The 21,892-nt window shown below is 68.8% G+C and carries 16 protein-coding genes; 12 read left to right on the forward strand and 4 right to left on the reverse strand.

Features of this window, described 5'->3' with window-relative positions; translation table 11 throughout:
- Positions 1 to 29: 29 nt before the first annotated feature.
- The 5 genes from CS1GBM4_RS09520 (at position 30) to ggt (ending at position 6,735) form a co-directional block, all read left to right on the forward strand.
- Positions 30 to 1,583 (forward strand): ABC transporter substrate-binding protein, encoded by a 1,554-nt coding sequence (locus tag CS1GBM4_RS09520; protein ID WP_186418462.1) that lies wholly within the window; start codon positions 30 to 32, stop codon positions 1,581 to 1,583.
- 35 nt (positions 1,584 to 1,618) lie between these two features.
- Positions 1,619 to 2,563, forward strand: coding sequence for an ABC transporter permease (locus CS1GBM4_RS09525; RefSeq protein ID WP_186418463.1), 945 nt, complete (start codon positions 1,619 to 1,621; stop codon positions 2,561 to 2,563).
- Positions 2,560 to 3,378, forward strand: coding sequence for an ABC transporter permease (locus tag CS1GBM4_RS09530; RefSeq protein ID WP_186418464.1), 819 nt, complete (start codon positions 2,560 to 2,562; stop codon positions 3,376 to 3,378). Before CS1GBM4_RS09525 ends, CS1GBM4_RS09530 begins: the two co-directional genes overlap by 4 nt.
- Positions 3,375 to 5,021 (forward strand): ABC transporter ATP-binding protein, encoded by a 1,647-nt coding sequence (locus CS1GBM4_RS09535; RefSeq protein WP_186418465.1) that lies wholly within the window; start codon positions 3,375 to 3,377, stop codon positions 5,019 to 5,021. The genes CS1GBM4_RS09530 and CS1GBM4_RS09535 overlap by 4 nt, the downstream gene beginning before the upstream one ends.
- 100 nt (positions 5,022 to 5,121) lie before the next feature.
- Positions 5,122 to 6,735: a gamma-glutamyltransferase gene (gene ggt / locus CS1GBM4_RS09540; protein ID WP_186418466.1), complete on the forward strand. Its 1,614-nt coding sequence runs from the start codon at positions 5,122 to 5,124 to the stop codon at positions 6,733 to 6,735.
- Between the two features lie 216 nt (positions 6,736 to 6,951).
- Here the strand turns inward: ggt and CS1GBM4_RS09545 are convergent, their stop codons facing one another.
- Complete coding sequence (locus tag CS1GBM4_RS09545) at positions 6,952 to 7,452, reverse strand: Lrp/AsnC family transcriptional regulator (protein ID WP_186418467.1); 501 nt, start codon at positions 7,450 to 7,452, stop codon at positions 6,952 to 6,954.
- Between the two features lie 313 nt (positions 7,453 to 7,765).
- On the opposite strand from CS1GBM4_RS09545, the gene CS1GBM4_RS09550 reads away from it, so the two are divergent.
- The 6 genes from CS1GBM4_RS09550 (at position 7,766) to CS1GBM4_RS09575 (ending at position 16,176) form a co-directional block, all read left to right on the forward strand.
- Positions 7,766 to 8,998, forward strand: coding sequence for a 3-methyl-2-oxobutanoate dehydrogenase (2-methylpropanoyl-transferring) subunit alpha (locus tag CS1GBM4_RS09550; protein WP_186418468.1), 1,233 nt, complete (start codon positions 7,766 to 7,768; stop codon positions 8,996 to 8,998).
- A gap of 4 nt (positions 8,999 to 9,002) precedes the next feature.
- Complete coding sequence (locus CS1GBM4_RS09555; protein WP_186418469.1) at positions 9,003 to 10,019, forward strand: alpha-ketoacid dehydrogenase subunit beta; 1,017 nt, start codon at positions 9,003 to 9,005, stop codon at positions 10,017 to 10,019.
- On the forward strand, positions 10,019 to 11,323 hold the full coding sequence (locus CS1GBM4_RS09560) for a dihydrolipoamide acetyltransferase family protein (RefSeq protein WP_186418470.1): 1,305 nt from the start codon (positions 10,019 to 10,021) through the stop codon (positions 11,321 to 11,323). Before CS1GBM4_RS09555 ends, CS1GBM4_RS09560 begins: the two co-directional genes overlap by 1 nt.
- 166 nt (positions 11,324 to 11,489) lie before the next feature.
- On the forward strand, positions 11,490 to 12,887 hold the full coding sequence (gene lpdA, locus CS1GBM4_RS09565; protein WP_186418471.1) for a dihydrolipoyl dehydrogenase: 1,398 nt from the start codon (positions 11,490 to 11,492) through the stop codon (positions 12,885 to 12,887).
- A 125-nt stretch (positions 12,888 to 13,012) separates the two neighbouring features.
- On the forward strand, positions 13,013 to 14,506 hold the full coding sequence (locus CS1GBM4_RS09570; protein ID WP_186418472.1) for an amidase family protein: 1,494 nt from the start codon (positions 13,013 to 13,015) through the stop codon (positions 14,504 to 14,506).
- Between the two features lie 83 nt (positions 14,507 to 14,589).
- Entirely contained in the window at positions 14,590 to 16,176 is a 1,587-nt protein-coding gene (locus CS1GBM4_RS09575; RefSeq protein ID WP_186418473.1) for an ABC transporter substrate-binding protein, read from the forward strand.
- A 54-nt stretch (positions 16,177 to 16,230) separates the two neighbouring features.
- Here CS1GBM4_RS09575 and CS1GBM4_RS09580 read toward each other — a convergent pair whose 3' ends face one another.
- From CS1GBM4_RS09580 to CS1GBM4_RS09590, 3 genes are all read right to left on the reverse strand, one after another.
- Positions 16,231 to 17,868 (reverse strand): gamma-glutamyltransferase, encoded by a 1,638-nt coding sequence (locus CS1GBM4_RS09580; protein WP_210201560.1) that lies wholly within the window; start codon positions 17,866 to 17,868, stop codon positions 16,231 to 16,233.
- 208 nt (positions 17,869 to 18,076) lie between these two features.
- A complete protein-coding gene (locus CS1GBM4_RS09585) occupies positions 18,077 to 18,913 on the reverse strand; it encodes an endonuclease/exonuclease/phosphatase family protein (protein ID WP_186418474.1) in 837 nt (278 codons plus the stop codon).
- Positions 18,914 to 19,148: 235 nt separating this feature from the next.
- Entirely contained in the window at positions 19,149 to 20,405 is a 1,257-nt protein-coding gene (locus CS1GBM4_RS09590) for an ROK family transcriptional regulator (protein ID WP_186418475.1), read from the reverse strand.
- Positions 20,406 to 20,611: 206 nt separating this feature from the next.
- Here CS1GBM4_RS09590 and CS1GBM4_RS09595 point away from each other — a divergent pair, with 206 nt between their 5' ends.
- Positions 20,612 to 21,835 (forward strand): extracellular solute-binding protein, encoded by a 1,224-nt coding sequence (locus CS1GBM4_RS09595; RefSeq protein ID WP_244607159.1) that lies wholly within the window; start codon positions 20,612 to 20,614, stop codon positions 21,833 to 21,835.
- The last annotated feature ends 57 nt before the right edge of the window (positions 21,836 to 21,892 follow it).

The following is a 21,892-nucleotide window of genomic DNA, read 5'->3' on the forward strand; positions in this document are numbered from 1 at the left end:
CGACAAACGAAAAACGACAGGGGACCGAGATGAAGTATCTGTTTACGCCGGCGGCCGCCCTCCTCGCCACCGCCGCCTTCGCCGCGCCGGCCGCGGCGCAATCCATCACCGTCGCGGTGGCCGCCGACATCCGCAGCAACAATCCCGGCGTCAATCGCGACGACAACACCGACGATTTCGCGCTGCAGCTGGTCGAGGGCCTGGTCGGCTACAATGAGGGCGGCGCGGCGACGCCGCTGCTCGCCGAGAAGGTTGAGCTCTCCGCCGACGGCAGGACCTACACCTTCACCCTGCGCCAGGGCGTCAAGTTCCACAACGGCGCCGAGCTCACCTCGGCCGACGTGCTGTGGAGCTGGAACCGCTACATGGACCCGAAGACCGAGTGGCGCTGCACCTCGGAATTCGACGGCCGCTCCGGCCTGAAGGTCGAGGAGGCGACGGCGCCGGATGCGCGCACCTTCGTCATGAAGCTCGACAAGCCGAACGCGCTCTTCCTCGACACGCTCGCCCGCACCGACTGCGCGATGACCGCGATCCTGCACAGGGATTCGGTCAAGGCCGACGGCAGCTGGGACAAGCCGATCGGCACCGGCCCCTACAAGTTCGGCGAGTGGAAGCGCGGCGAATATTTCACCATGACCGCCTTCGAGGGCTACAGGTCGCCGAAAGAAGGCGGCAAGGCCGATGGTTATGTCGGTTCCAAGCGTCCGCTGCTCAAGGAGGTCAAGTTCCTGATCGTCAAGGACCCGGCGACGGTGAAGGCCGGTCTCGTCTCCGGCGCGCTCGACCTGGCCGAGATCCTGCCGAGCGACGCGGCCGAATTGAAGAAGAACCCGAAGCTGGTGGTGGCGGCCGAACCCAATGCGGTGCGCCATGTCTTCCTGATCCAGACCAGGGACGCGGTGATGGGCAACCAGAAGCTGCGCCAGGCGATCGCCGCCGCGCTCGACATGGAAGAGATCGTCGCCGCCTTCTACAACGACCTCGGCAAGCCCAACACCTCGCCGATCTATTCCGGCTCCAGCTATTTCGGCGAGGTCGAGAAGAAGGGCCACGCCTATGATCCGGCCCGCGCCAAGAAGCTGCTGCAGGAAGCCGGCTACAAGGGCGAGAAGATCGTGATCCTCGCCAATAAGCGCCCGGTCGTGCCGAGCTTCCCGGCTGCGGTGGTGGCGCAGCAGATGCTGCAGGCCGTCGGCGTCAACGCCGAGATCGAGGTGCTGGACTGGGCGACCCAGCTCGATCGCTACAACAAGGGCAACTACCAGATGCAGTCCTTTTCCTTCTCCGCCCGCTTCGACCCCGCCATCGCCTTCGAGCAGTTCTCGGGGCCGAAGGAGAAGCAGCCGCGCAAGGTCTGGGACAATCCCGAGGCGCAGAAGCTGATCGACAAGCTGTTCGTCACCTCCGACCGGGCCGAGCGCCAGAAGCTCGTCGACGAATTGCACAGGCGCGTCATCGACGAGGTGCCGATGATCTTCGCCTTCAACGGCCTCGACATCGTCGCCCATTCCAGGCGCGTGCAGGGCTTCAAGCCGTGGCAGTCGAAGCTGCGCATGTGGGAAGTGACACTGGCGAACTGATCGCGCCCGTACCGTCCGCACAGCGGGAGGAACCGATGCTGCGCTTCGCGCTGACGCGCATCCTGATGTCCGTGCCGACATTGCTGATCGTGTCGGTCTCGGTCTTCGCTTTGATCCGCCTGATCCCGGGCGATCCGGCCTCGCTGATGCTGGGGGATCTGGCGACACCGGCCTCGATCGCCGACCTGCAGGCCAGGCTCGGCCTCGACCAGAGCCTGCCGGTCCAGTTCGGCATCTGGTTCGGCAATCTGCTGAAGGGCGATCTCGGCCAGTCGATCAACTCGCAGCAGGCGGTGCTGCCGCTGATCCTGCAGCGCTTCTGGATCTCGGCCCAGATCGTGCTGGTCGCGGTCGCGCTCGCCAGCCTCGTCGCCGTGCCCGCTGGCGTCCTCGCCGCCTGGAAGCAGGATTCCGCGCTCGACCTGTCGCTCGTGGCGGCCGCGACGCTGCTGCTCTCGATCCCGACCTTCTGGCTCGGCCTGCTGCTGCTGCTCTTCTTCGGCCTCAGGCTCGAATGGCTGCCGGTGGTGGGCTATGTCTCGATCGCCGAGAATCCATGGGCCGGCCTTCTCTACCTCGTCATGCCGATCATGACGCTGTTCCTGCACGAGATCGGCGTGATCCTGCGCATGGCGCGCGCCTCGACACTGGAGGTGCTGCGGCTCGACTACATCACCCATGCGAGAGCCAAGGGCCTGAGCGAGGGCGCCGTGCTCTGGAACCACGCCTTCAAGAACGCATTCGGCCCGACCTGGACGCTGATCGGCCTGGTGCTCGGCAATCTCCTGGGCGGCATCGCGGTGGTCGAGACGGTCTTCACCATCCCCGGCCTTGGCCGCCTGCTGGTCGATTCGATCTTCGCCCGCGACTATCCGGTGATCCAGGGCTGCATGCTCTTCGTCGCCTTCACCTATGTGCTGGTCAATCTCGTGATCGACCTCTGCTACCCGCTCTTCGATCCGAGGGTGACGGCGCAATGAGGCTTCCCGCTCCGAACGCCCTGGTCGGCGGCACACTGATCGGCTTCCTCGGTATGGTCGCAGCGGTCAGCGCGCTCTGGACGCCCTACGATCCGCTCAAGCTCTCCTTCCGCGCCAAGCTCGCTGCACCGTCGGCGACGCACTGGCTCGGCACCGACGAGTTCGGCCGCGACGTGCTCTCGCGGCTGATGGCGGGCGCCGCCACCTCTGTCTGGATCAGCCTGCTAACGGTCGCGCTCGCCGTCTCGCTCGGCACGGTGATCGGCCTGTTCTCCGGCTATGTCCGGGGCTGGGTCGACCGCGCCGTCATGGCCTTCAACGACGCGCTGCTCGCCTTCCCCGGCATTCTCCTGGCGCTCGGCCTGCTCGCGGTGGTCGGCGCCAACAAATACGGCATCATCCTGGCGCTCGGCATCGCCTATGCGCCTTCGGTCGCCCGCATCGTGCGCGGCACCGTGCTCTCGCTGCGCGAGCGCGAGTTCATCGCGGCCTCGCGGGTGATGGGCAATTCGGAAGGGTTCACCATGGCCCGCCACATCCTGCCAAACTGCATCGCGCCGCTGACCGTGCTCGCGACCTCGATGTTCGGCTGGGTGCTGCTGGCCGAGAGCTCGCTCTCCTTCCTCGGCCTCGGCGTGCCGCCGCCGGCGCCGACCTGGGGCAACATGCTGGCGGGCTCGCGGCCCTATATCGGCCAGGCCGTCTGGCTCGGCATCTTCCCCGGCCTCTGCATCTCGCTGACCCTGCTCGGCATCAACCTGCTCGGCGATGCGCTCCGCGACAGGCTCGACCCGCGGATGAGGGGTGCGCGATGACCGCCACCAAGCCATTGCTCGAAGTCGACGACCTCACCCTGCGGATCGGCGCAAGCGGCCGCACCGTCGTCAACGATATCAGCTTCTCGGTCTCGCCCGGCGAGATCGTCGGCATCGTCGGCGAATCCGGCTCGGGCAAGACGCTGGCGGCCCGCGCCGTGATGGGCTTCATCCCGCCGGCGGTCCGCCTCGTCTCCGGCTCGATCCGCTTCGACGGCGAGGAGGTCACGACCATGGCGCAAAAGCGCCTGCGGGCGATCCGCGGCGCCAGGGTCGGCATGGTCTTCCAGGAGCCGATGACCTCGCTCAACCCCTCCATGCTGATCGGCCGCCAGCTCGAGGAAGGGCTGGCGCTGCACCGCAAGCTCGACGCCGCCGGCCGGCGCGCGCTCATCCTCGACATGCTCCGGCGCGTCGGCATCCGCGATCCCGAGGGCGCCTTCGACGCCTATCCGCACCAGTATTCCGGCGGCATGCGCCAGCGCATCATGCTGGCCTCGGTGATGCTGCTGAAACCCGCGCTGCTCCTCGCCGACGAGCCGACCACCGCGCTCGACGCCGTCGTCCAGCGCGACGTCATGGAGCTGATGGTCGGTCTGACCAGGGAGAACGGCACCGCCGTGCTCCTGATCTCGCACGATCTCGGCATGGTCGCGCGCTATTGCAGCCGCATCGTCGTGATGTGCCAGGGCGATGTCGTCGAGCAGGGCAGCAGCGAGGACATCCTCGCCCGGCCGCAGCACCCCTATACCCGCAAGCTGCTCGCCGCGATGCCGCATCGCGAGCCTGCCCGGAACCTGCCGGAGGCGGCGACGCCGCTCGTCTCGGTCGATGACCTCGTCGTCGACTATGGCGGCCGCCAGGGCTTCTTCCGCAAGGAACAGGGCAAGCGGGCGCTGCACGGCATCAGCCTCTCGGTGAAGCCGGGCGAGGTCGTCTCGGTCGTCGGCGGCTCGGGCTCCGGCAAGACCACGCTCGGCCATGCCATCGCCGGCCTGATCAGGCCGAGCGGCGGCGAAATCCGCTTCAACGGCAAGCCGATCGACCGGAGCGACTCCGCCTGGTGGGACTACCGGCTGAACTGCCAGATGGTCTTCCAGGACCCCTATTCCTCGCTCGATCCGCGCATGACCATCGGCGAGCTCGTGGCCGAGCCCTTAAGGCTGGTCGAGGGCATGGGCGCCGCCGAGAAGAAGGCGCGGCTGCAGGAGGTGCTGGCCGAGGTCGGCCTCGGCGACGGCTTCGCCGAGCGCTACCCGCACGAGCTCTCCGGCGGCCAGCGCCAGCGCGTCGCCATCGCCCGCGCCGTCATCCGACGGCCGAGCTTCGTCATCGCCGACGAGCCCGTCTCGGCCCTCGACGTGACGGTGCGCGCGCAGGTGCTGGAACTCTTCGCCGAATTGCAGAAGAAGCACGGCTTCTCCTGCCTGTTCATCAGCCACGACCTCGGCGTGGTCGAGCAGGTCTCCGACCGCGTCGTCGTCATGCATGAGGGCCGCATCGTCGAGGAAGGCACGCGCGACCAGATCTTCGACGCCCCCCAGCACGACTACACCCGCAAGCTCCTCTCCGCCGTGCCCGGGCTGGAGAGTACGAAGGATGGCGGCGTCAGGCTGTTCTGGCGGCTGCCGGAGCCGGCGTGATGAAGGGCGCGGGGAACCCCTCTCCCATGCGGGAGAGGGGTTCCCCGCGCCTCATTTCGGGGCGACTACCGGTTCGTATGAAAGGATGAAGGTCCGTAACATGAAGAACGGAATGATCGTCGCCCCGCAGCCGGAGGCGGTCGAAGCCGGCGCGGCCGTGCTGGAGCGCGGCGGCAATGCGGTCGACGCGGCGATCGCCTGCGCCTTCATGCAGGGCGTGGTCGATCCGCTGATGTGCGGCATCGGCGGCTTCGGCTCGATGCAGCTCTACATGCCCGGCAAGGGCGTCCACGAGATCGTCGAGTTCTATGCCCGCGCTTCCTATGCGGCGAAGCCGGACATGTGGCAGGACAAACTGCGCGGCCAGTCGCGCGACGGCTTCGCCTTCCTGCTCGAAGGCGGCATCAGCGAGTTCGGCCATCTCGCCGTCTGCACCCCCGGCAGCGTCAAGGGCTATGACCATGTACTCTCGCGCTTCGGCACCATGGATTGGGCCGATGTGATCGCCCCGGCGATCCGGCAGGCGCGCGAGGGCGTGCTGGTACGCCCGCACATGCACTGGTTCTGGTCGCAGGACCAGAGCGGCTCCGGCCAGGTCAACACCGCAGACAAGCTGCGCTACGGCGAGACCGGCAAGCGGCTCTATTTCCGCCCCGACGGCAGCGTTAAGCGCCCCGGCGACGTGATCGTCAACGCCGACATGGCCAACACGCTGGAGCGTCTGGCCAAGGGCGGCGCCGACCTGTTCTACCATGGCGAACTCGCCGAGGAGATCGCCGCCGACTTCGCGGCGCATGGCGGGCTGATCTCGCGCGAGGACCTCGCCCGCTACGAGCTTTCGGTCGCCGAACCGATCTGGGGTTCCTATCGCGGCCACCGCATCGCGACCTCGCCGCCGCCGGCGAGCGGCATGTCGATGCTGCAGATCCTCAACATGCTCGAATCCTTCGACATCGGCACGCTCGTCCATGGTGGCGCCGAGCATGTCCGCCTGCTTGCCGAGGCGATGAAACGCATGACCATCGACAAGGACGAGTTCATGGGCGACCCGGCCTATGTCGACGTCCCCGTCGCACGCCTGATCTCGAAGGAGCATGCGGCGGAGCAGGCCGCCGGCATCCGCCGTGGCGAGCGGGCACAGGTGAAGCGGCTGGAGCGCTCCTCCCAGCGCGAGACCACCCATGTCACCGTCGTCGACAGGCACGGCAACGCCGTCGCGCTGACCCATACGCTCGGCAGCCCGTCCGGCGCGATCACCGAGGGGCTCGGCTTCATCTACAACGGCACGATGAGCCGCTTCGACCCGCGTCCCGGCCGCGCCGGCTCGATCGCGCCCGGCAAGCGCCGCTCCTCCTCGGCGGCGCCGACCATCGTCTTCAAGGGGGACCGGCCCTTCATCGTCATGGGTGCGCCGGGCGGCAGCTATATCGCCCCGGCCATGGCGCAAGGCATCATGAACGTCATCGATTTCAGGATGTCGATGCTGGAAGCGGTGGCGGCGCCGCGCGTCATGGCCGTCTCGAATTCGATCGATATCTCAAACCGCATCCGCCGCAGCGTCGAGGCGCAGCTCACGGCCGACGGCTACGACGTCAAGCGCTCGGCCCAGAGCTATCCCTTCGCCGCCCTCCACGGCGTCAAGATCGAGGACGGGCTTTGCACCGGCGGCGCCGACCCGCAGCGCGACGGCATGGCGATCTCGGTGCCGGGGTAAGCGCTTCGCCTCTCCCCTTGCTGGAGAAGGTGGCCCGAAGGCCGGATGAGGGGTCGCGCATGGTCTACCCGCCATGCTCGCCCTTATGGCGAGCATCCACGTCTTGAACACCACATCGCAGGAAGGAAGACGTGGATAGTCGGGACAAGCCTGACCCTGACGAGAAAGCGTCACGAGACCCCTCACCCTAACCTCTCCCGCAAGGGGGGAGGGGACTTAACCCAGCGCGATCTGCAGCGGATCGACCGAGATCGCCCGCTTCAGCGTGCGCAGGCCGAAGGTGGTGCGCGACTGGCGCAAGCCCGGCAGCCGGTAGATCTTCTCGCGCAGGAAGCGCTCATAGTGCTCGGTACCGCTGACCACGGCCTTGACGAGATAGTCGTAATCGCCGGTGACGAGATGGGCCTCGACCACTTCGGGGATGCGCGCCAGCGCCTCGCCGAAGCGATCGAGCAGCTTGTCGTCGTGCTTGTCGAGCGTGATCTCGATGAAGACGACATTGTCGAGCCCGAGTGCGCGGTGGTTGAGCACCGCGACATATTTCTCGATCGCGCCGCTCTCCTCGAGCCGCTTCACCCGCGTCCAGCAGGGCGAGGGCGACAGACCGACCTTCTCCGCCAGCGCATTGATCGTCAGCCGGCCATCCTCGTTGAGCGCCGAGAGAATGCGCCGGTCGATCGCGTCCAGCTCGTCGCCACGCCGCGCCCTGCTCGCCATCGAATGAATTTCCCGCCAAGCGTTGTGTAGGCAGAATAATCGTCCGCTCCGAGGTGAATCTCAAGGTCATTTCAGCAAGAAATCGACAGATCTGCACCCTAGCATGCCCGAATAAGGACGGCATCCGGGCGAGCGCGCCCGAAAGACCCGCCTTGCGGCCGTCGCCGCTTGGCGGAATGCTGGACGGGACGAGCAAGGGCATGTTCCGCAAGAGTGGACGCCACTTTTGCGATCGGAACATCCTCAACTTGTTGATTTGCGCGAGTTCTTTCGTTCGGCCGTGCCGAACGGAAGGCGCGCGGGGAGCGTGGACATGACAGATTCCTCACCGCTTCGGTTCCATGTTCCCGTTCCCGCCAGCCGCCCCGGCGAAAAGCCCGACTTCTCCCATGTGGTGATCCCCAAGGCCGGCTCGGTGCAGCGCCCGCCGGTCGATGTCGACCCCAGGGAGATCCGCGATCTCGCCTATTCGATCATCCGCGTGCTCAACCGCGAGGGCGAGGCGGTCGGCCCCTGGGTCCCTGACCTCTCCAGGGACGAGCTGATCCGCGGACTGCGCCATATGCTGACGCTGCGCGCCTTCGACGCCCGCATGCAGATGGCGCAGCGCCAGGGCAAGACCTCGTTCTACATGCAGCACACCGGCGAGGAGGCGGTGAGCTGCGCCTTCCGCATCGCGCTCGGCGAGGGCGACATGAACTTCCCGACCTACCGCCAGGCCGGGCTGCTGATCGCGCACGATTACCCGCTCGTCGACATGATGTGCCAGATCTATTCCAACGAGCGCGATCCGATGAAGGGCCGGCAATTGCCGGTGATGTATTCCTCCAAGGCGCACGGCTTCTTCTCGATCTCGGGCAACCTCACCACCCAGTTCGTCCAGGCCGTCGGCTGGGCGATGGCCTCGGCGATCAAGGGCGACACCCGCATCGCCGCCGCCTGGGTCGGCGATGGTTCGACCGCGGAATCGGACTTCCATGCGGCGCTGGTCTTCGCCTCGACCTACAAGGCGCCGGTCGTCCTCAACGTCGTCAATAACCAATGGGCGATCTCGACCTTCCAGGGCATCGCCCGCGGCGGCTCGGGCACCTTCGCCGCCCGCGGCCTCGGCTTCGGCATCCCGGCGCTCCGGGTGGACGGCAACGACTACCTCGCCACCTACGCCGTGGCGCAATGGGCGGTCGAGCGCGCCCGCCGTAATCTCGGGCCGACCCTGGTCGAATACGTCACCTATCGCGCCGGCGCGCATTCGACCTCGGACGACCCCTCCGCCTACCGGCCCAAGCACGAATCCGACGAATGGCCGCTGGGCGACCCGGTCGTCCGGCTGAAGCATCATCTGATCGCGATCGGCGCCTGGACCGAGGAGCGCCACAAGCAGGCCGAGGCCGAGATCCTTGCGACCGTGATCGCCGCCCAGAAGGAAGCCGAGAGCTTCGGCACGCTGCACGCTGGCGGCAAGCCCTCCTCCCGCGACATGTTCGAGGATGTCTACGCCGAGCTGCCGCCGCATCTGCGCCGCCAGCGCCAGCAGATCGGAGTGTGACGCCATGCCCCGCATGACCATGATCGAGGCGATCCGCTCGGCCCTCGACGTCTCGATGGGCCGCGACGACAATGTCGTCGTCTATGGCGAGGATGTCGGCTTCTTCGGCGGCGTCTTCCGCTGCACGCAGGGTCTCCAGCAGAAATACGGCGTCACCCGCTGCTTCGACGCGCCGATCAGCGAGCTCGGCATCGTCGGCACTGCGATCGGAATGGCCGCCTATGGCCTGCGCCCCTGCGTCGAGATCCAGTTCGCCGACTACATGTATCCGGCCTATGATCAGATCGTCTCGGAAGCCGCCCGCCTGCGCTACCGCTCGGCCGGCGACTTCACCTGCCCGATGGTGATCCGCATGCCGACAGGCGGCGGCATCTTCGGCGGCCAGACCCACAGCCAGAGCCCGGAGGCCCTGTTCACCCATGTCTCGGGGCTGAAGACGGTGGTGCCGTCCAATCCGCGCGACGCCAAGGGGCTTCTGATCGCGGCGATCGAGGACCCCGATCCGGTGATCTTCCTCGAGCCGAAGCGGCTCTATAACGGCCCCTTCGACGGCCACCACGACCGGCCGGTCACGCCCTGGTCGAAGCACGAGCTCGGCGAGGTCGAGGACGGCCATTACACCATCCCGCTCGGCAAGGCGGCGATCCGGCGCGAGGGCCGGGCCGTCACCATCGTCACCTACGGCACCATGGTCCATGTCGCGCAGGCGGCCGCCGAGGAGACCGGGATCGACGCCGAGATCATCGATCTGCGCACCCTGCTGCCGCTCGATCTCGACGCGATCATCGCCTCGGTCGCCAAGACCGGCCGCTGCATCGTGCTGCACGAGGCGACGCTGACCTCGGGCTTCGGCGCGGAGCTGGCCGCGCTCGTGCAGGAACACTGCTTCTACCACCTCGAGGCGCCGATCATGCGCGTCACCGGCTGGGACACGCCTTATCCGCACGCCCAGGAATGGGATTACTTCCCCGGCCCGGCCCGGCTCGGGCGGGCGCTGCGCGAGATCATGGAGGCACGCTGATGGCCGAGCGCATCATCAAGCTGCCCGATGTCGGCGAGGGCATCGCCGAGGCGGAGCTGGTCGAGTGGCACGTCAAGGTCGGCGACATCGTCCGCGAGGACGACCTCATCGCCGCGGTGATGACCGACAAGGCGACGGTCGAGATTCCCTCCCCGGTCGAGGGGGAGGTCACCTGGGTCGGCGCCGAGATCGGCGACACCGTCGCGATCGGCTCGGCCCTGGTCAAGCTCGAGGTCGCCGGCGCAGCCAAGGCCGGGGAGCCGGCCGAGGCTGAAGCGCCCGCCGAGCAGCCACAGGAGGAGCCCGCCCCGGTCCCGCCCGCCACGCCAGCTTCGGCGCCTGACGCCGCCCCCAGGCGGATGCCGACGCCCAAGCCCGCTCCGGCCCGCCCGGCGCCGATCGCCGCCGCGCCCGCGCCGCGCCGTGCCGCCGGCGAGAAGCCGCTCGCCTCGCCCGCCGTCCGGCTGAAGGCGCGCGAAGCCGGCATCGACCTGCGCCAGGTCCAGGGCTCCGGCCCGGCCGGCCGCATCACGCACGAGGACATCGACGCCTTCCTCCAGCGCGGACCCGAGGCCCCGGCCGCAGGCGGACTCGCGCGGAAGACGGCGGTCACCGAGGTCAAGGTCGTCGGTCTGCGCCGCCGCATCGCCGAGAAGATGGCGCTGTCGAAATCGCGCATCCCGCACATCACGATTGTCGAAGAAGTCGACGTCTCCGCTCTCGAAGATCTGCGCGCGGCCCTCAACAGGAAGCCGACCGCCGAGCGGCCGAAGCTGACGCTGCTGCCCTTCCTGATGCGGGCCATGGTCAAGGCGCTCGGCGAGCAGCCGGGCCTCAACGCTCTCTATGACGACGAGGCCGGACTCGTCCGCCAGCATGCCGGCATCCATATCGGCATCGCGACGCAGACGCCGTCCGGACTGGTCGTGCCGGTGGTGAAGCACGCCGAGGCGCGCGACCTCTGGGGCTGCGCCGTCGAGCTTTCCCGCCTCGCCGAGCGCGCCCGCGAGGGCGGCGCCAGCCGCGACGAGCTCACCGGCTCGACCATCACCATCACCTCGCTCGGCGCGATGGGCGGCATCGCCACCACGCCGGTGATCAATCATCCCGAGGTCGCGATCGTCGGCGTCAACAAGATCATGGTCCGCCCGGTCTGGGACGGCGCCACCTTCGTGCCGCGCAAGATGATGAACCTCTCCTGCAGCTTCGACCACCGCGTCGTCGACGGCTGGGACGCCGCCGTCTTCGTGCAGCGGCTGAAGGAGCTGCTGGAGACGCCGGCAACCTTGTTCGTGGATATGTGATGTCGATGGATCCCTTATCGCACGCTGCGGGCGCCGCCGTCATTGCGAGGAGCGTCAGCGACGAAGCAATCCAGGAGGACCTAGGGCGAGCCCCCCTGGATTGCTTCGCTGCGCTCGCAATGACGGCGGAGCCGGATTGCGACGATCTGGTCGACGGGAGCCCATCATGACGGACATCACCTGCAAGCTCCTCGTCATCGGCGCCGGCCCCGGCGGCTATGTTTGCGCCATCCGCGCCGGCCAGCTCGGCATGGACACCGTCATCGTCGAGAGCGGCAAGCTCGGCGGCAGCTGCCTCAATGTCGGCTGCATCCCCTCCAAGGCGATGATCCATGTCGCCGAGGAGTTCGAGAAGGCGGCCCATGCCGCCGCCGGCAAGACGCCTTTCGGCCTCTCCGTCGCCGAGCCGATGCTCGACCTGAAGCAGGCGGTCGCCTGGAAGGACGGCATCGTCCAGCGCCTCAACAACGGCGTCGCCGGCCTGCTCCGCAAGGCCAAGGTCAAGATCGTCCACGGCCAGGCCCGCTTCCGCGACGGCAAGACGGTGGCGGTCGAGACCGAGACCGGGCCCAAGATCATCAAGGCCGAGACGGTGGTGATCGCAACCGGCTCCGTCCCCGTCGAGCTGCCCTTCCTGCCCTTCGGCGGCAATGTGATCTCGTCCACCGGAGCACTGGCGCTGACCGAGCTGCCGAAGCGCCTCGTCGTGGTCGGCGGCGGCTATATCGGGCTCGAGCTCGGCACCGCCTTCGCCAAGCTCGGCAGCAAGGTCACCGTGGTCGAGGTGCAGGACAGGATCCTCCCGCTCTACGACGCCGAATTGACTGCGCCGGTCGCCAGGAGCCTGGCGGCGCTCGGCGCCGAGGTTCTGCTCGGTGCCAGGGCCCTGGGCCTGACCGCCAGGGGCGACGGCCTGCGCATCGAGACGGCGGACGGCAAGGAGCGCGAACTGCCGGCCGACCGGATCCTGGTCACGGTCGGCCGCGCCCCCGCAACCGGCACACTCGGCCTCGAAGAGCTCGTGCTCGACATGGACGGCCGCTTCATCCGCATCGGCGAGCGCTGCGAGACCTCGATGCGCGGCATCTACGCCATCGGCGACGTCACTGGCGAACCGATGCTGGCCCATCGCGCCATGGCGCAGGGCGAGATGGTCGCCGAGATCGTCGCCGGCGAGCCGCGGATCTGGGACAAGGCCGCGATCCCGGCGATCTGCTTCACCGATCCCGAGATCGTCTCGGCCGGCCTCTCGCCGGCGGAAGCGAAGAAGGCTGGTTTGGAGGTGAAACTCGGCCAGTTCCCCTTCACAGCGAACGGGCGCGCCATGACCCGCCATGGCGAGGCCGGCTTCGTCCGCGTCGTCGCGCGGGCCGACAACCATCTCGTCCTCGGCATCCAGGCCGTCGGCCAGGGCGTCTCGGAGCTCTCCGCGGCCTTCGGCCTCGCCATCGAGATGGGCGCCAGGCTCGAGGACCTCGCCGGCACCATCCACGCCCATCCGACGCTGGGCGAGGCCTTCCAGGAATCCGCGCTGAAGGCTCTCGGCCACGCGCTGCACATCTGACCGGCCGGCGCGCGGCCGGCGCGGGGCGGCTCCCCGCATGGCGAGGCTTGACGCAGCGACGCAAGCCGCTTCGACTGATGGCACGGGCCATGCTTGGCCCGCCTGCCGCGCCGGAGCCAGCCGCCTTGACCGAACCCTGCGACCTTAATGCCGTCACCGCCCGCCGTCTGATCGGCGAGAAGAAGCTCTCGGCCTCCGAACTGCTCGAAAGCTGCCTTGCCCGCATCGATGCGGTCGATCACGCCGTCAACGCCATGGTGGCGCGCGACGACGAGCGCGCCCGCGCCGTGGCCAAAGCGGCCGACGCGGCGACCATGCGCGGCGACGAATTGCCGGCCCTGCACGGCCTGCCGATCGGCATCAAGGATCTCGAGGATGTCGCCGGCCTGCGCACCACCTATGGCAGCCCGCTCTTCGCCGACCATGTGCCAGCGAAGGACCAGGGCATCGTCGCCTCGGTGCGCCGGGCCGGCGCCGTCATCGTCGGCAAGACCAATACGCCCGAATGGGGCGCCGGCGCCAACACCCGCAACGCCGTCTACGGCGTCACCGGCAATCCGTTCGATCCCTCGCGCTCGGCCGCAGGCTCCTCCGGCGGTTCGGGCGTCGCGCTCGCCACCAACATGGTGCCGATCGCCACCGGCTCGGACACGGGCGGCTCGCTGCGCAACCCGGCCGCCTTCAACGGCATCGTCGGCTTCCGCCCGACGCCCGGCCTGGTGCCGAGCGACAAGCGCCCGCTCGGCTGGAATCCGCTCTCGGTGCTGGGCCCGATGGCACGCACCGTGCCCGATCTCTGCCTGCTGCTCTCGACCATGGTCGGCGACGACGCCGTCGATCCGCTGGCGACGACCATCCACGGCAAGCGGGTCCGAAAGGCCGAGGATTTCGCCCGGCCGGCGCCATGCGACCTCGCTTCGTTGAAAGTCGCGATCACCCCGGATTTCGGCTTCGCCCCGACGGAGAGACACATCCGCGAGGTCTTCGCCGACAAGGTCGGCCGCTTCAGCGCGGCCTTCGCCGTCGCGGCGGAGGCGACGCCGGATTGCACCGGCACCGACGAGACCTTCGAGGTGCTGCGCGCCGTCGCCTTCCTCGCCGGGCAATATGAACGGGTCCGCGACATGCCCGACAAGGTCGGCCCCAATGTCCGCGCCAATGTCGAGGAGGGCCTGCGTTACGGTGCGCTCGACGTCACCCGCGCCCTCAAGCAGCAGACCGTGCTCTATCACAACTGGCAGCGCTTCTTCGAGACCTACGATGTCATCCTGACGCCGGCGATCACCCTCTCGCCGCGGCCCTGGTCGGAGCTCTACCCTGCCGAGATCGACGGCAAGCCGACGCGCACCTATTTCCACTGGCTCGCCATGGCCTATGCGGTGACCACGGTCGGCCATCCGGCGATCTCGCTGCCGGTCGGGCTCGATCGCGACGGCCTGCCCTTCGGCCTGCAGATCGTCGGCCCGCGTGGCGGCGACGCCAAGGTGCTTGCCGTCGCGGCCGCGCTGGAGCAACTCTTGGCCGGCGACCCGCTGACGGCGCGTCCCGTGCCGGACATCGCCAGGCTGAAGGCGGCGCCGAAGCTCGCGGACAGCCCGAACTTCCTCGGCTTCGACTAGCCCAGGACCTGCCCGACGCGAGAAACGGCACATCGACCCAGGTTCACCTGGTACCGGCTGCAAGCATAAGAGGGGAAGATCAGATGAAACGTCGTCAGTTCCTGCAGGGCACGGCCGCCGCCGCCCTGTTCGCGCCAGCGCTGGCGCGCGAGGCCTCGGCGCAGGCGCCGAGCCCAACCGTGCTCAGGATGGCGCCGCAGGCGAACCTCACCTCGCTCGATCCGATCTGGACCACCGCAACCGTGACCAACAATCACGGCTATTACGTCTTCGACACGCTCTATGGCGGCGATCTCAACCTGAAGCCGCAGCCGCAGATGGCCGAGGGCCACGAGGTTTCGGCGGACGGCAAGGTCTGGAAGATCAGGCTGCGCGAGGGCCTCGCCTTCCATGACGGCCAGCCGGTCCGCTCGGTCGACTGCATCGAGAGCCTGAAGCGCTGGGGCCAGCGCGACCCTTACGGCCAGCTGCTGCTCAAGGCGGTCGAAGCCTGGAACGCCCCGGACGAGCGCACCATCGAGATCAGGCTGACCCGGGCCTTCCCGATGATGCTCGACTGCCTGGCCAAGGCCGACAACCCGCCCTTCATCATGCCCCAGCGCCTGGCCAAGACCGACGCGACCAAGCAGGTCACCGAGATGATCGGTTCGGGCCCCTACAAGTTCGTCGCCGGCGAATATGTCACCGGCAGCCGCGTCGTCTACGAGAAGAACGAGGCCTACAAGCCGCGCAGCGAGCCGCCGAGCCGCAATGCCGGCGGCAAGGTCGCCCACTTCAAGCGCGTCGAGTGGCCGATCCTGCCCGACCCGGCGACGGCCGCGGCGGCCCTGACCAAGGGCGAGATCGACTGGTGGGAGCGCCCGCTCGCCGATCTGCAGCCCCTGCTCGCCCGCAGCCCCGACATCACCCGCGAGGTCATCGACAAGAACGGCCGCGGCGCGATCATGCGGCTGAACCATCTCCAGCCGCCGTTCAACAATCCGAAGGTCCGCGCCGCCATCCGCCTCGCCGTCAACCAGGAAGATTATATGCGGGCGAGCCAGGGCGACGACACCACGGCCTGGCAGCTCTGCCGGAATCTCTGGTGGCGCGGCACCCCCTACTACACCGGCGAGATCGAGGACCTGATGCCGCAGAGCCTCGACAAGGCCAAGGCGGCGCTGAAGGACTCAGGCTACAATGGCGAGAAGGTCGTGATCATCAATCCGACCGACTTCCCCGATATCGGCCCGCTCGGCGACGTCACCTACGAGCTGCTGAAGTCGCTCGGCATGAATGTCGAGATGATGGCCAGCGACTGGGGCACGGTGATCCAGCGCCGCAACAGCCGCGAGCCGGTCGAGAAGGGCGGCTGGAGCATCTTTCACACCACCGGCGCGGCGGTCGGCTGGGGCAACCCGGCTTTGTCCAATCTCGTCCGCGGTCCGGGCGAGAAGGGCTGGTTCGGCTGGTGGACCAACGCCAAGGCGGAGGAACTCGCCGAGCAGTGGCTCTACGCGCCGGACGAGGCCAGGCAGAAGGAGGTCGCGGTCGCGCTCGGGCGCCTGGCGCTGGAGGAATGCGCCACGATCCCGCTCGGCCAGTTCGTCATCAAGACCGCCTACCGCAAGAGCCTGACCGGCATGCTGCCGGGCTCGGCGCCCTATCCCTGGGGCCTGAAGCGGGTGTAGCGCTCCGCCGTCATGCTCGGGCGGCGCGCTGCGCCGACCCGAGCATGACGAATGCTACGACGCCGCCACGGCCGCCGACCAGGGCGAGGCGGCGTCGCTGATGCCGTCCTGTTCCCCTTGCCCGGCCCGCACCATGTTCGGGCAGGCGAAGTTGAGCGGCAACACGCCGTGCTCGACCACGCTCAGCGGGCCGGCGGCGGCGAGCGCGGCGAGCGTGCCCTCCGGCAGGCGCGCATCGGCGCTCGTGCCATCCGGTCCGGAGACGTCGATGCGCGGCTGATGCGCGGCATCCTCCAGGCTCATGCCGCAATCGAGGGTGAAGGCCAGCATCTGGTAGACGCTGGCGAGGATGCGCCGCCCGCCCGAGGCGCCCGCTCCATAGCGCGGAACGCCGCCGTCGGCCGGCGTCACCACCACGGGACACATGTTGCAGAGCGGGCGCGCGCCCGGCGCGATCGCATTGGCGCTGCCGGGGCGCGGATCGAACCACATCATCCCGTTGTTCATCAGCACCCCGGTCTCGGGCAGGACGAGACGGCTGCCCATCGACGAGAGAAGGGTCGTCGTCAGCGCGACGATGGTGCCCTCGCCATCGACCACCGTCAGATGCGTCGTGCAGGTCTCGGCCGGCTCCTTGGCCATCTGTGCCGCGCCCAGCCCCGAGAGCCGGCTGGCATAGGCTTCGCGCATCACCTGCGAGAGCTTGACGAACCAGGCCGAATCCGGCCCGCCCGCCGGCGGCGGGCTGCCGGCCATGCCCTCGACCACCGCCTGCAGGGTCGGCGCCGCCGTCAGGCCTCCGGCGGTATGGATGCGGTGCGTGCCGCGCCAGTCGATCACCGGCGCCTCGCGCACACTCGCCCGGCAATCGGCCAGATCCTGCGCGTCGACCACGCCGCCGGCCCTGGCGATGTCGGCGGCCAGCCGCGCCGCCAGCTCGCCGCGATAGAAATCGTCGAGCCCCGCCCTGGCGAGATGCTCGAGCGTCGCGCCGAGATTGCCGAGCCTCATGAAGCCCGGCACGCCCTGATAGGGCGGCACCGGCGGCAGCCCGTCCGGCAGGTAGATGCGGGCACTTTCCTCGTAGAGCCGCAGGATCGAGGCTGAGGAAGCGATCTTCAGCGTCGTGTACCAGTCCTGCGCCAGGCCGCGCTTCGCCAGGCCGATCGCCGGCTGGAGCAGCTCGGAGACCGGCATGCTCGTCCCGAACCTGTCCTTCAGCGTGGCGTAACCCGCGACGGAGGACGGGATGCAGAACGAGAGCGGGCCATGGATGTTGCGGTCGCCGACGACGCCGGGCCAGGCGAAGAAATCGAGCTTCATCTCGCCGGTCAGCGGATAATCGGCAGGATCGGCCCGCCGGGACGCGACCGGGCCGAAATCGACGACCTGCGCCCGGCTTTCGCCTGCCTTCAGCACGACGCCGAAGCCGATGCCGCCGAGGCCGCTGTTCCAGGGCTCGACCGCGGCCAGTGCGAAAGCGGTCGCCACCGCGGCGTCGGCGGCGTTGCCTCCCGCCGCGAGGATCGCCGCGCCGGCCGCGGCCGCCTCGTGGTTCTGCGAGACGACGATGCCGTTGCGGCCGCGCGCCGAAGGCTTGGTCAGGCTCCAGTTCTGGGTGCGGTAGGCGCGGGCGCGGTGCGGTTCGGCGATGGTCATGACGGTCTCGTGCAGGGCGGTGACGACCGTCATCGTGGCACGCCGTTCCGGGGAGGTCACGGGCCGGCGATGCGGGACGGGGCCGCGCCTTGCGCCGGTCTGGCCGGGCGCCGGCCGGCCGCGGTCCCTGGAGCCGGATCCGATCGGATTGACTCAATCTGATCGGTGAATCCGGCTCTCACTTTTAGCCTGGAGACCGTTTTACCGATCAGCTTGCGGTGCAAGCTGATCGGAACGGGCTCTAATGCGCCTGGCGATCCTCGCCGGGCAAATGCACCATCGCCTTGATCGGCAGATGGTCGGAGGCGAGCCGCGACAAGTCGGTGTCGTGCAGATCGACCTGCGCGATCGTCTCGGCCGGATAGGCGACGATGCGGTCGAGCGCCCAGATCGGGAAGCGCGAGGGGAAGCTCGGGATCGCCGCCTGCAGCGGCCCGAATTTCGGTGCCAGCCCGTGCAGGCTCGACTTCTTGCCGACGCGCCACTCGTTCAGGTCGCCCATCAGGAAGATCGGCCGGCCATCGGTCGGCTTCGAGGCGGAGATCAGCGTTTCGACCTGGCGCGAGCGCGAATGGCGCAGCAGGCCGAGATGCGCGGCGACCACCCGGATCGAGGCGCCGCGCACGGTCAGGTCCGCGATCAGCGCGCCGCGCGGCTCGACACCGGGCAGCACGAGCTGCCGGGTCGCCGTGACGGCGCCGTCGCGGAAGAGCACGACGTTGCCGTGCCAGCCATGGCCCTGCCAGACGCTCTGCACCGGCACCGGCGTCAGCCCGGTCCGGCGCTCGAGGCGGGTGAGGTCGAGCAGCCCGGCGCGTTCGCCGAAGCGCTGATCGGCCTCCTGCAGCGCTACCACGTCGGCATCGATCTGCCTGAGCACCTCGATGATCCGGTCCGGGTCGAAGCGGCGGTCGCGTCCCACGGCCTTGTGGATGTTGTAGGAGGCGATCCTCAGCTCGGCAGCCGGCGGCACGCTCGCCACGGCCTTGTGGCCGACGGTCTCGCGCGTCCAGCTCGATATCTGCGGCGGGCGCAGCGCCCTGATCCGGCGCAGACCGCGCCCTTCGAACTCCAGCATCCGGCCGGCATCTCCAATCGTTCGCCCCCGCTCGCTAGCAAGAGCCCTGCCATGATCAATTCCTGACGCACTTTGCGGTTCGATCGGCCGAGGGCGAACGACTCGCGCGGAACAGCGTTAGCGGAAAGTTCCGGCCGGTGCAGCCCTTCGAAAGACGGGTCGCCGCCGCGCGATCGCCGTCGCGATGGCGACGGCGGGCGGCCGCTTTCTTGCCCCGCCCGCCGAACGCGCGCCGCTACGTCGCGGCGGCAGGATCGGCGACCGGCTGGACCGCCTCGGCTGCCGCGGGATTGCGCACCAGGCGAGGCGCGGTTGCATCGAGCAGCGGCAGTGCCGCGGCGCCGAGCGCTGCCGTGAACTGCCCCGTCGTGCCGCGCTGGACCCGCGGAACCGAACGCTCGCCGCCTCTGGCGACGGCGAGCGGCAGCGGCGCAGCCGCCGCGATCAGCGCGTCGATGACGCTGTCGGGCAGGGCGCCGCCGAGCACGATCGTCTCCGGGTCGAACAGGCTCTCCAGCATGGCGAGCACCGGCGTGAGCAGGGCGCCGGCCTGCGCGATCCAGCCCAGCACCGCCGGATGGCCCTCCGCCTGGAGCCTGGCGATGCCGGCGGCGTCGACCGGCCCGATACCGGCCAGGCGCAGCGCCTCCTGCAGCGCCGGCGGCGAGACATAGCGCTCGAGGCAGCCCCGGCGGCCGCAGACGCAGGGCAGGCCCTGCGGAACCGCCGGGAGATGGCCGATCTCGCCGGCATTGCCGAAGGCGCCGCGATAGGGCTCGCCGTCGAGCATCAGCCCGAGCCCGAGCCCGAGCCCGAAATAGACCAGGCAGACATGCCGCAGATTGCGGCCGACGCCGTAGAGATGCTCGCCGACGGCCGCCGCCGTCGCGTCGTTCTCGATCGTCACCGGGGTGCCGAGCGCCGCGCTCATCAGTGCCGTCACGTCCTGGCCGGTCCAGCCCGGCAAGGCGGTCGAGCCCACGGTGAGCGTGCCCTGGAAGTCGAAGGGACCCGGCATCACCACGCCGCAGCCGAGCAGGCGCTCCGGGATATCCGCCCCGGCCCGCACCTGCGCCAGTTCCTGCGCCGCGACCATCTGCACCGCCTCGACCGCCAGGTCCGGCAGCGGCGCGACGCGGCGCGCCCTGACCTCGCCGGCGAGGTCGACCAGCACGGTGGTGACATGGTCGGCGGCGATCTCCATGCCGGCCGTGACGCCGCCGGCGGCGTTGAGCGCGAAGTCGACCGGGGGCTGGCCGCGCGCCGTGCGCCGGCGGCCGAGCTCGACGAGGAAGCCCTCCTCCAGCAATTCGGCGACGATGTTGGAGACTGCCTGCGCCGTCAGCCGGGTCAGGTTGGCGATGTCGGAGCGACCGAGCCGGCCATGCTGGCGCAAGGTCTCCAGCACGACCCGCCGGTTATGCCGGCGCGCCCGCTCGGGATTGGTCCCGAGGGCTGCGCTGTGGGCGGCTGGCGGCTTGCGATGCGGCATCGGGAGGCTCGGCTCTGTCTCGGCCCACAGGCTGCGACGGCGATTAATCCAACTCAAGTGAATTAATTGGTTGACAGCCGCGGGCCGCCGGCAAAGCATGGCGCGGGATGTCCGGCCGGCCGGGAGCCGATGCAGGCGGGCGTCGCAACCAGACGGGGGAGGTAGAGATCATGCGCGGCCTTCGCGGATTGTTCCTGGGCCTGGCGATGTCGGTCGGCGCGATCGCCGGAGCCCGCGCCCAGGCGGTCGAGATCGAGTATTGGCAATACGTGTTCGACGCCCGCATCAAGGCGATGAACGAGCTGATCAAGCGCTTCGAGGCCGCCAACCCGACCATCAAGGTCAAGCACACCACCTTCCCCTATGCCGACTACCAGACCAAGATCGCCGCGGCGGCGCCGGCCGGCCAGGGTCCCGACGTGGTCCAGCTCTTCTATGGCTGGGTCGACAACTTCATCGCCGGCAAGGTCATCCGGCCGCTGCCGCGCGACGCCTTCCCGCCCGAGATGATCGAGAAGGAATTCTACCCGATCGTCTCGGCGATGAAGCGCGAGGGCGAGTATTACGGCCTGCCGACGGCGGTGCGCTCGCTGGCACTGTTCTACAACAAGAAGATCTTCCAGGAGGCCGGCCTCGATCCGGCCAAGCCGCCGAAGACGCTCGACGAGTACCTCGATGCCGCGAAGAAGGCGACGAAGCGCGACGGCGCCGGCAACATGCTGCAGGCCGGCGTGACGCTCGACATGCCCGGCCAGGACTATCATTGGTGGCGCGAGGTGCTGCTGCGCCAGATGGGCGGCAAGCCCTATTCCGATGACAACAGGACCGTCGCCTATGACAGCGAGGCCGGCGCCAGGTCGCTCGCCTGGTATGCCGACCTCCAGCGCGTCCACAAGGTCGGGCTCGCCGGCTTCATGGACGAGGGCCAGGCCGCCTTCCGCGCCGGCCGCGCCGCCATGACGATCGACGGCTCCTTCCGCCTCGGCGCCTTCGGCGGCATCAAGAATTTCGAATGGGGCGTCGCCGAGCTGCCGGCCGGCCCGGACGGGACGAAGTCCAACTTCGCCAGCTACTGGGTCAACGCCATCACCACCAAGCCTTCGGGCGAGAAGCTGGAGGCGGCAAAGAAGTTCATGGCCTTCGTCACCTCGCCCGAGGCGATGCAGCTCTGGCTGGAGTCCGTCGGCGAGTTGCCGGCGCGCAAGGCGGTGGCCGAGACCGAGAAGAACCTCGGCCACCCGGTCTACGGGCCGTTCCTGAAGGCGCTGAACTACTCGCAGGCGACGGTCTTCGTCGACGAGATGCCGCAGCGCCAGGTCATCCTCGACATGGCCAACCGCGTGCTGCTCCAGAACCAGGAGCCGAAGGCGGCACTCGCCGAGGCGGCCAAGGCCGAGCAGGCGATCCTCGACCGCTTCTACAAGAAGTGAGACCTGTCGGGATCAATACCGTCATTCCGGACAAGCAGCGACAGCCGCGCAGCTCCG

This window comes from Allobosea sp. CS1GBMeth4 (assembly GCF_900185715.1).
Lineage (GTDB): Bacteria > Pseudomonadota > Alphaproteobacteria > Rhizobiales > Beijerinckiaceae > Allobosea.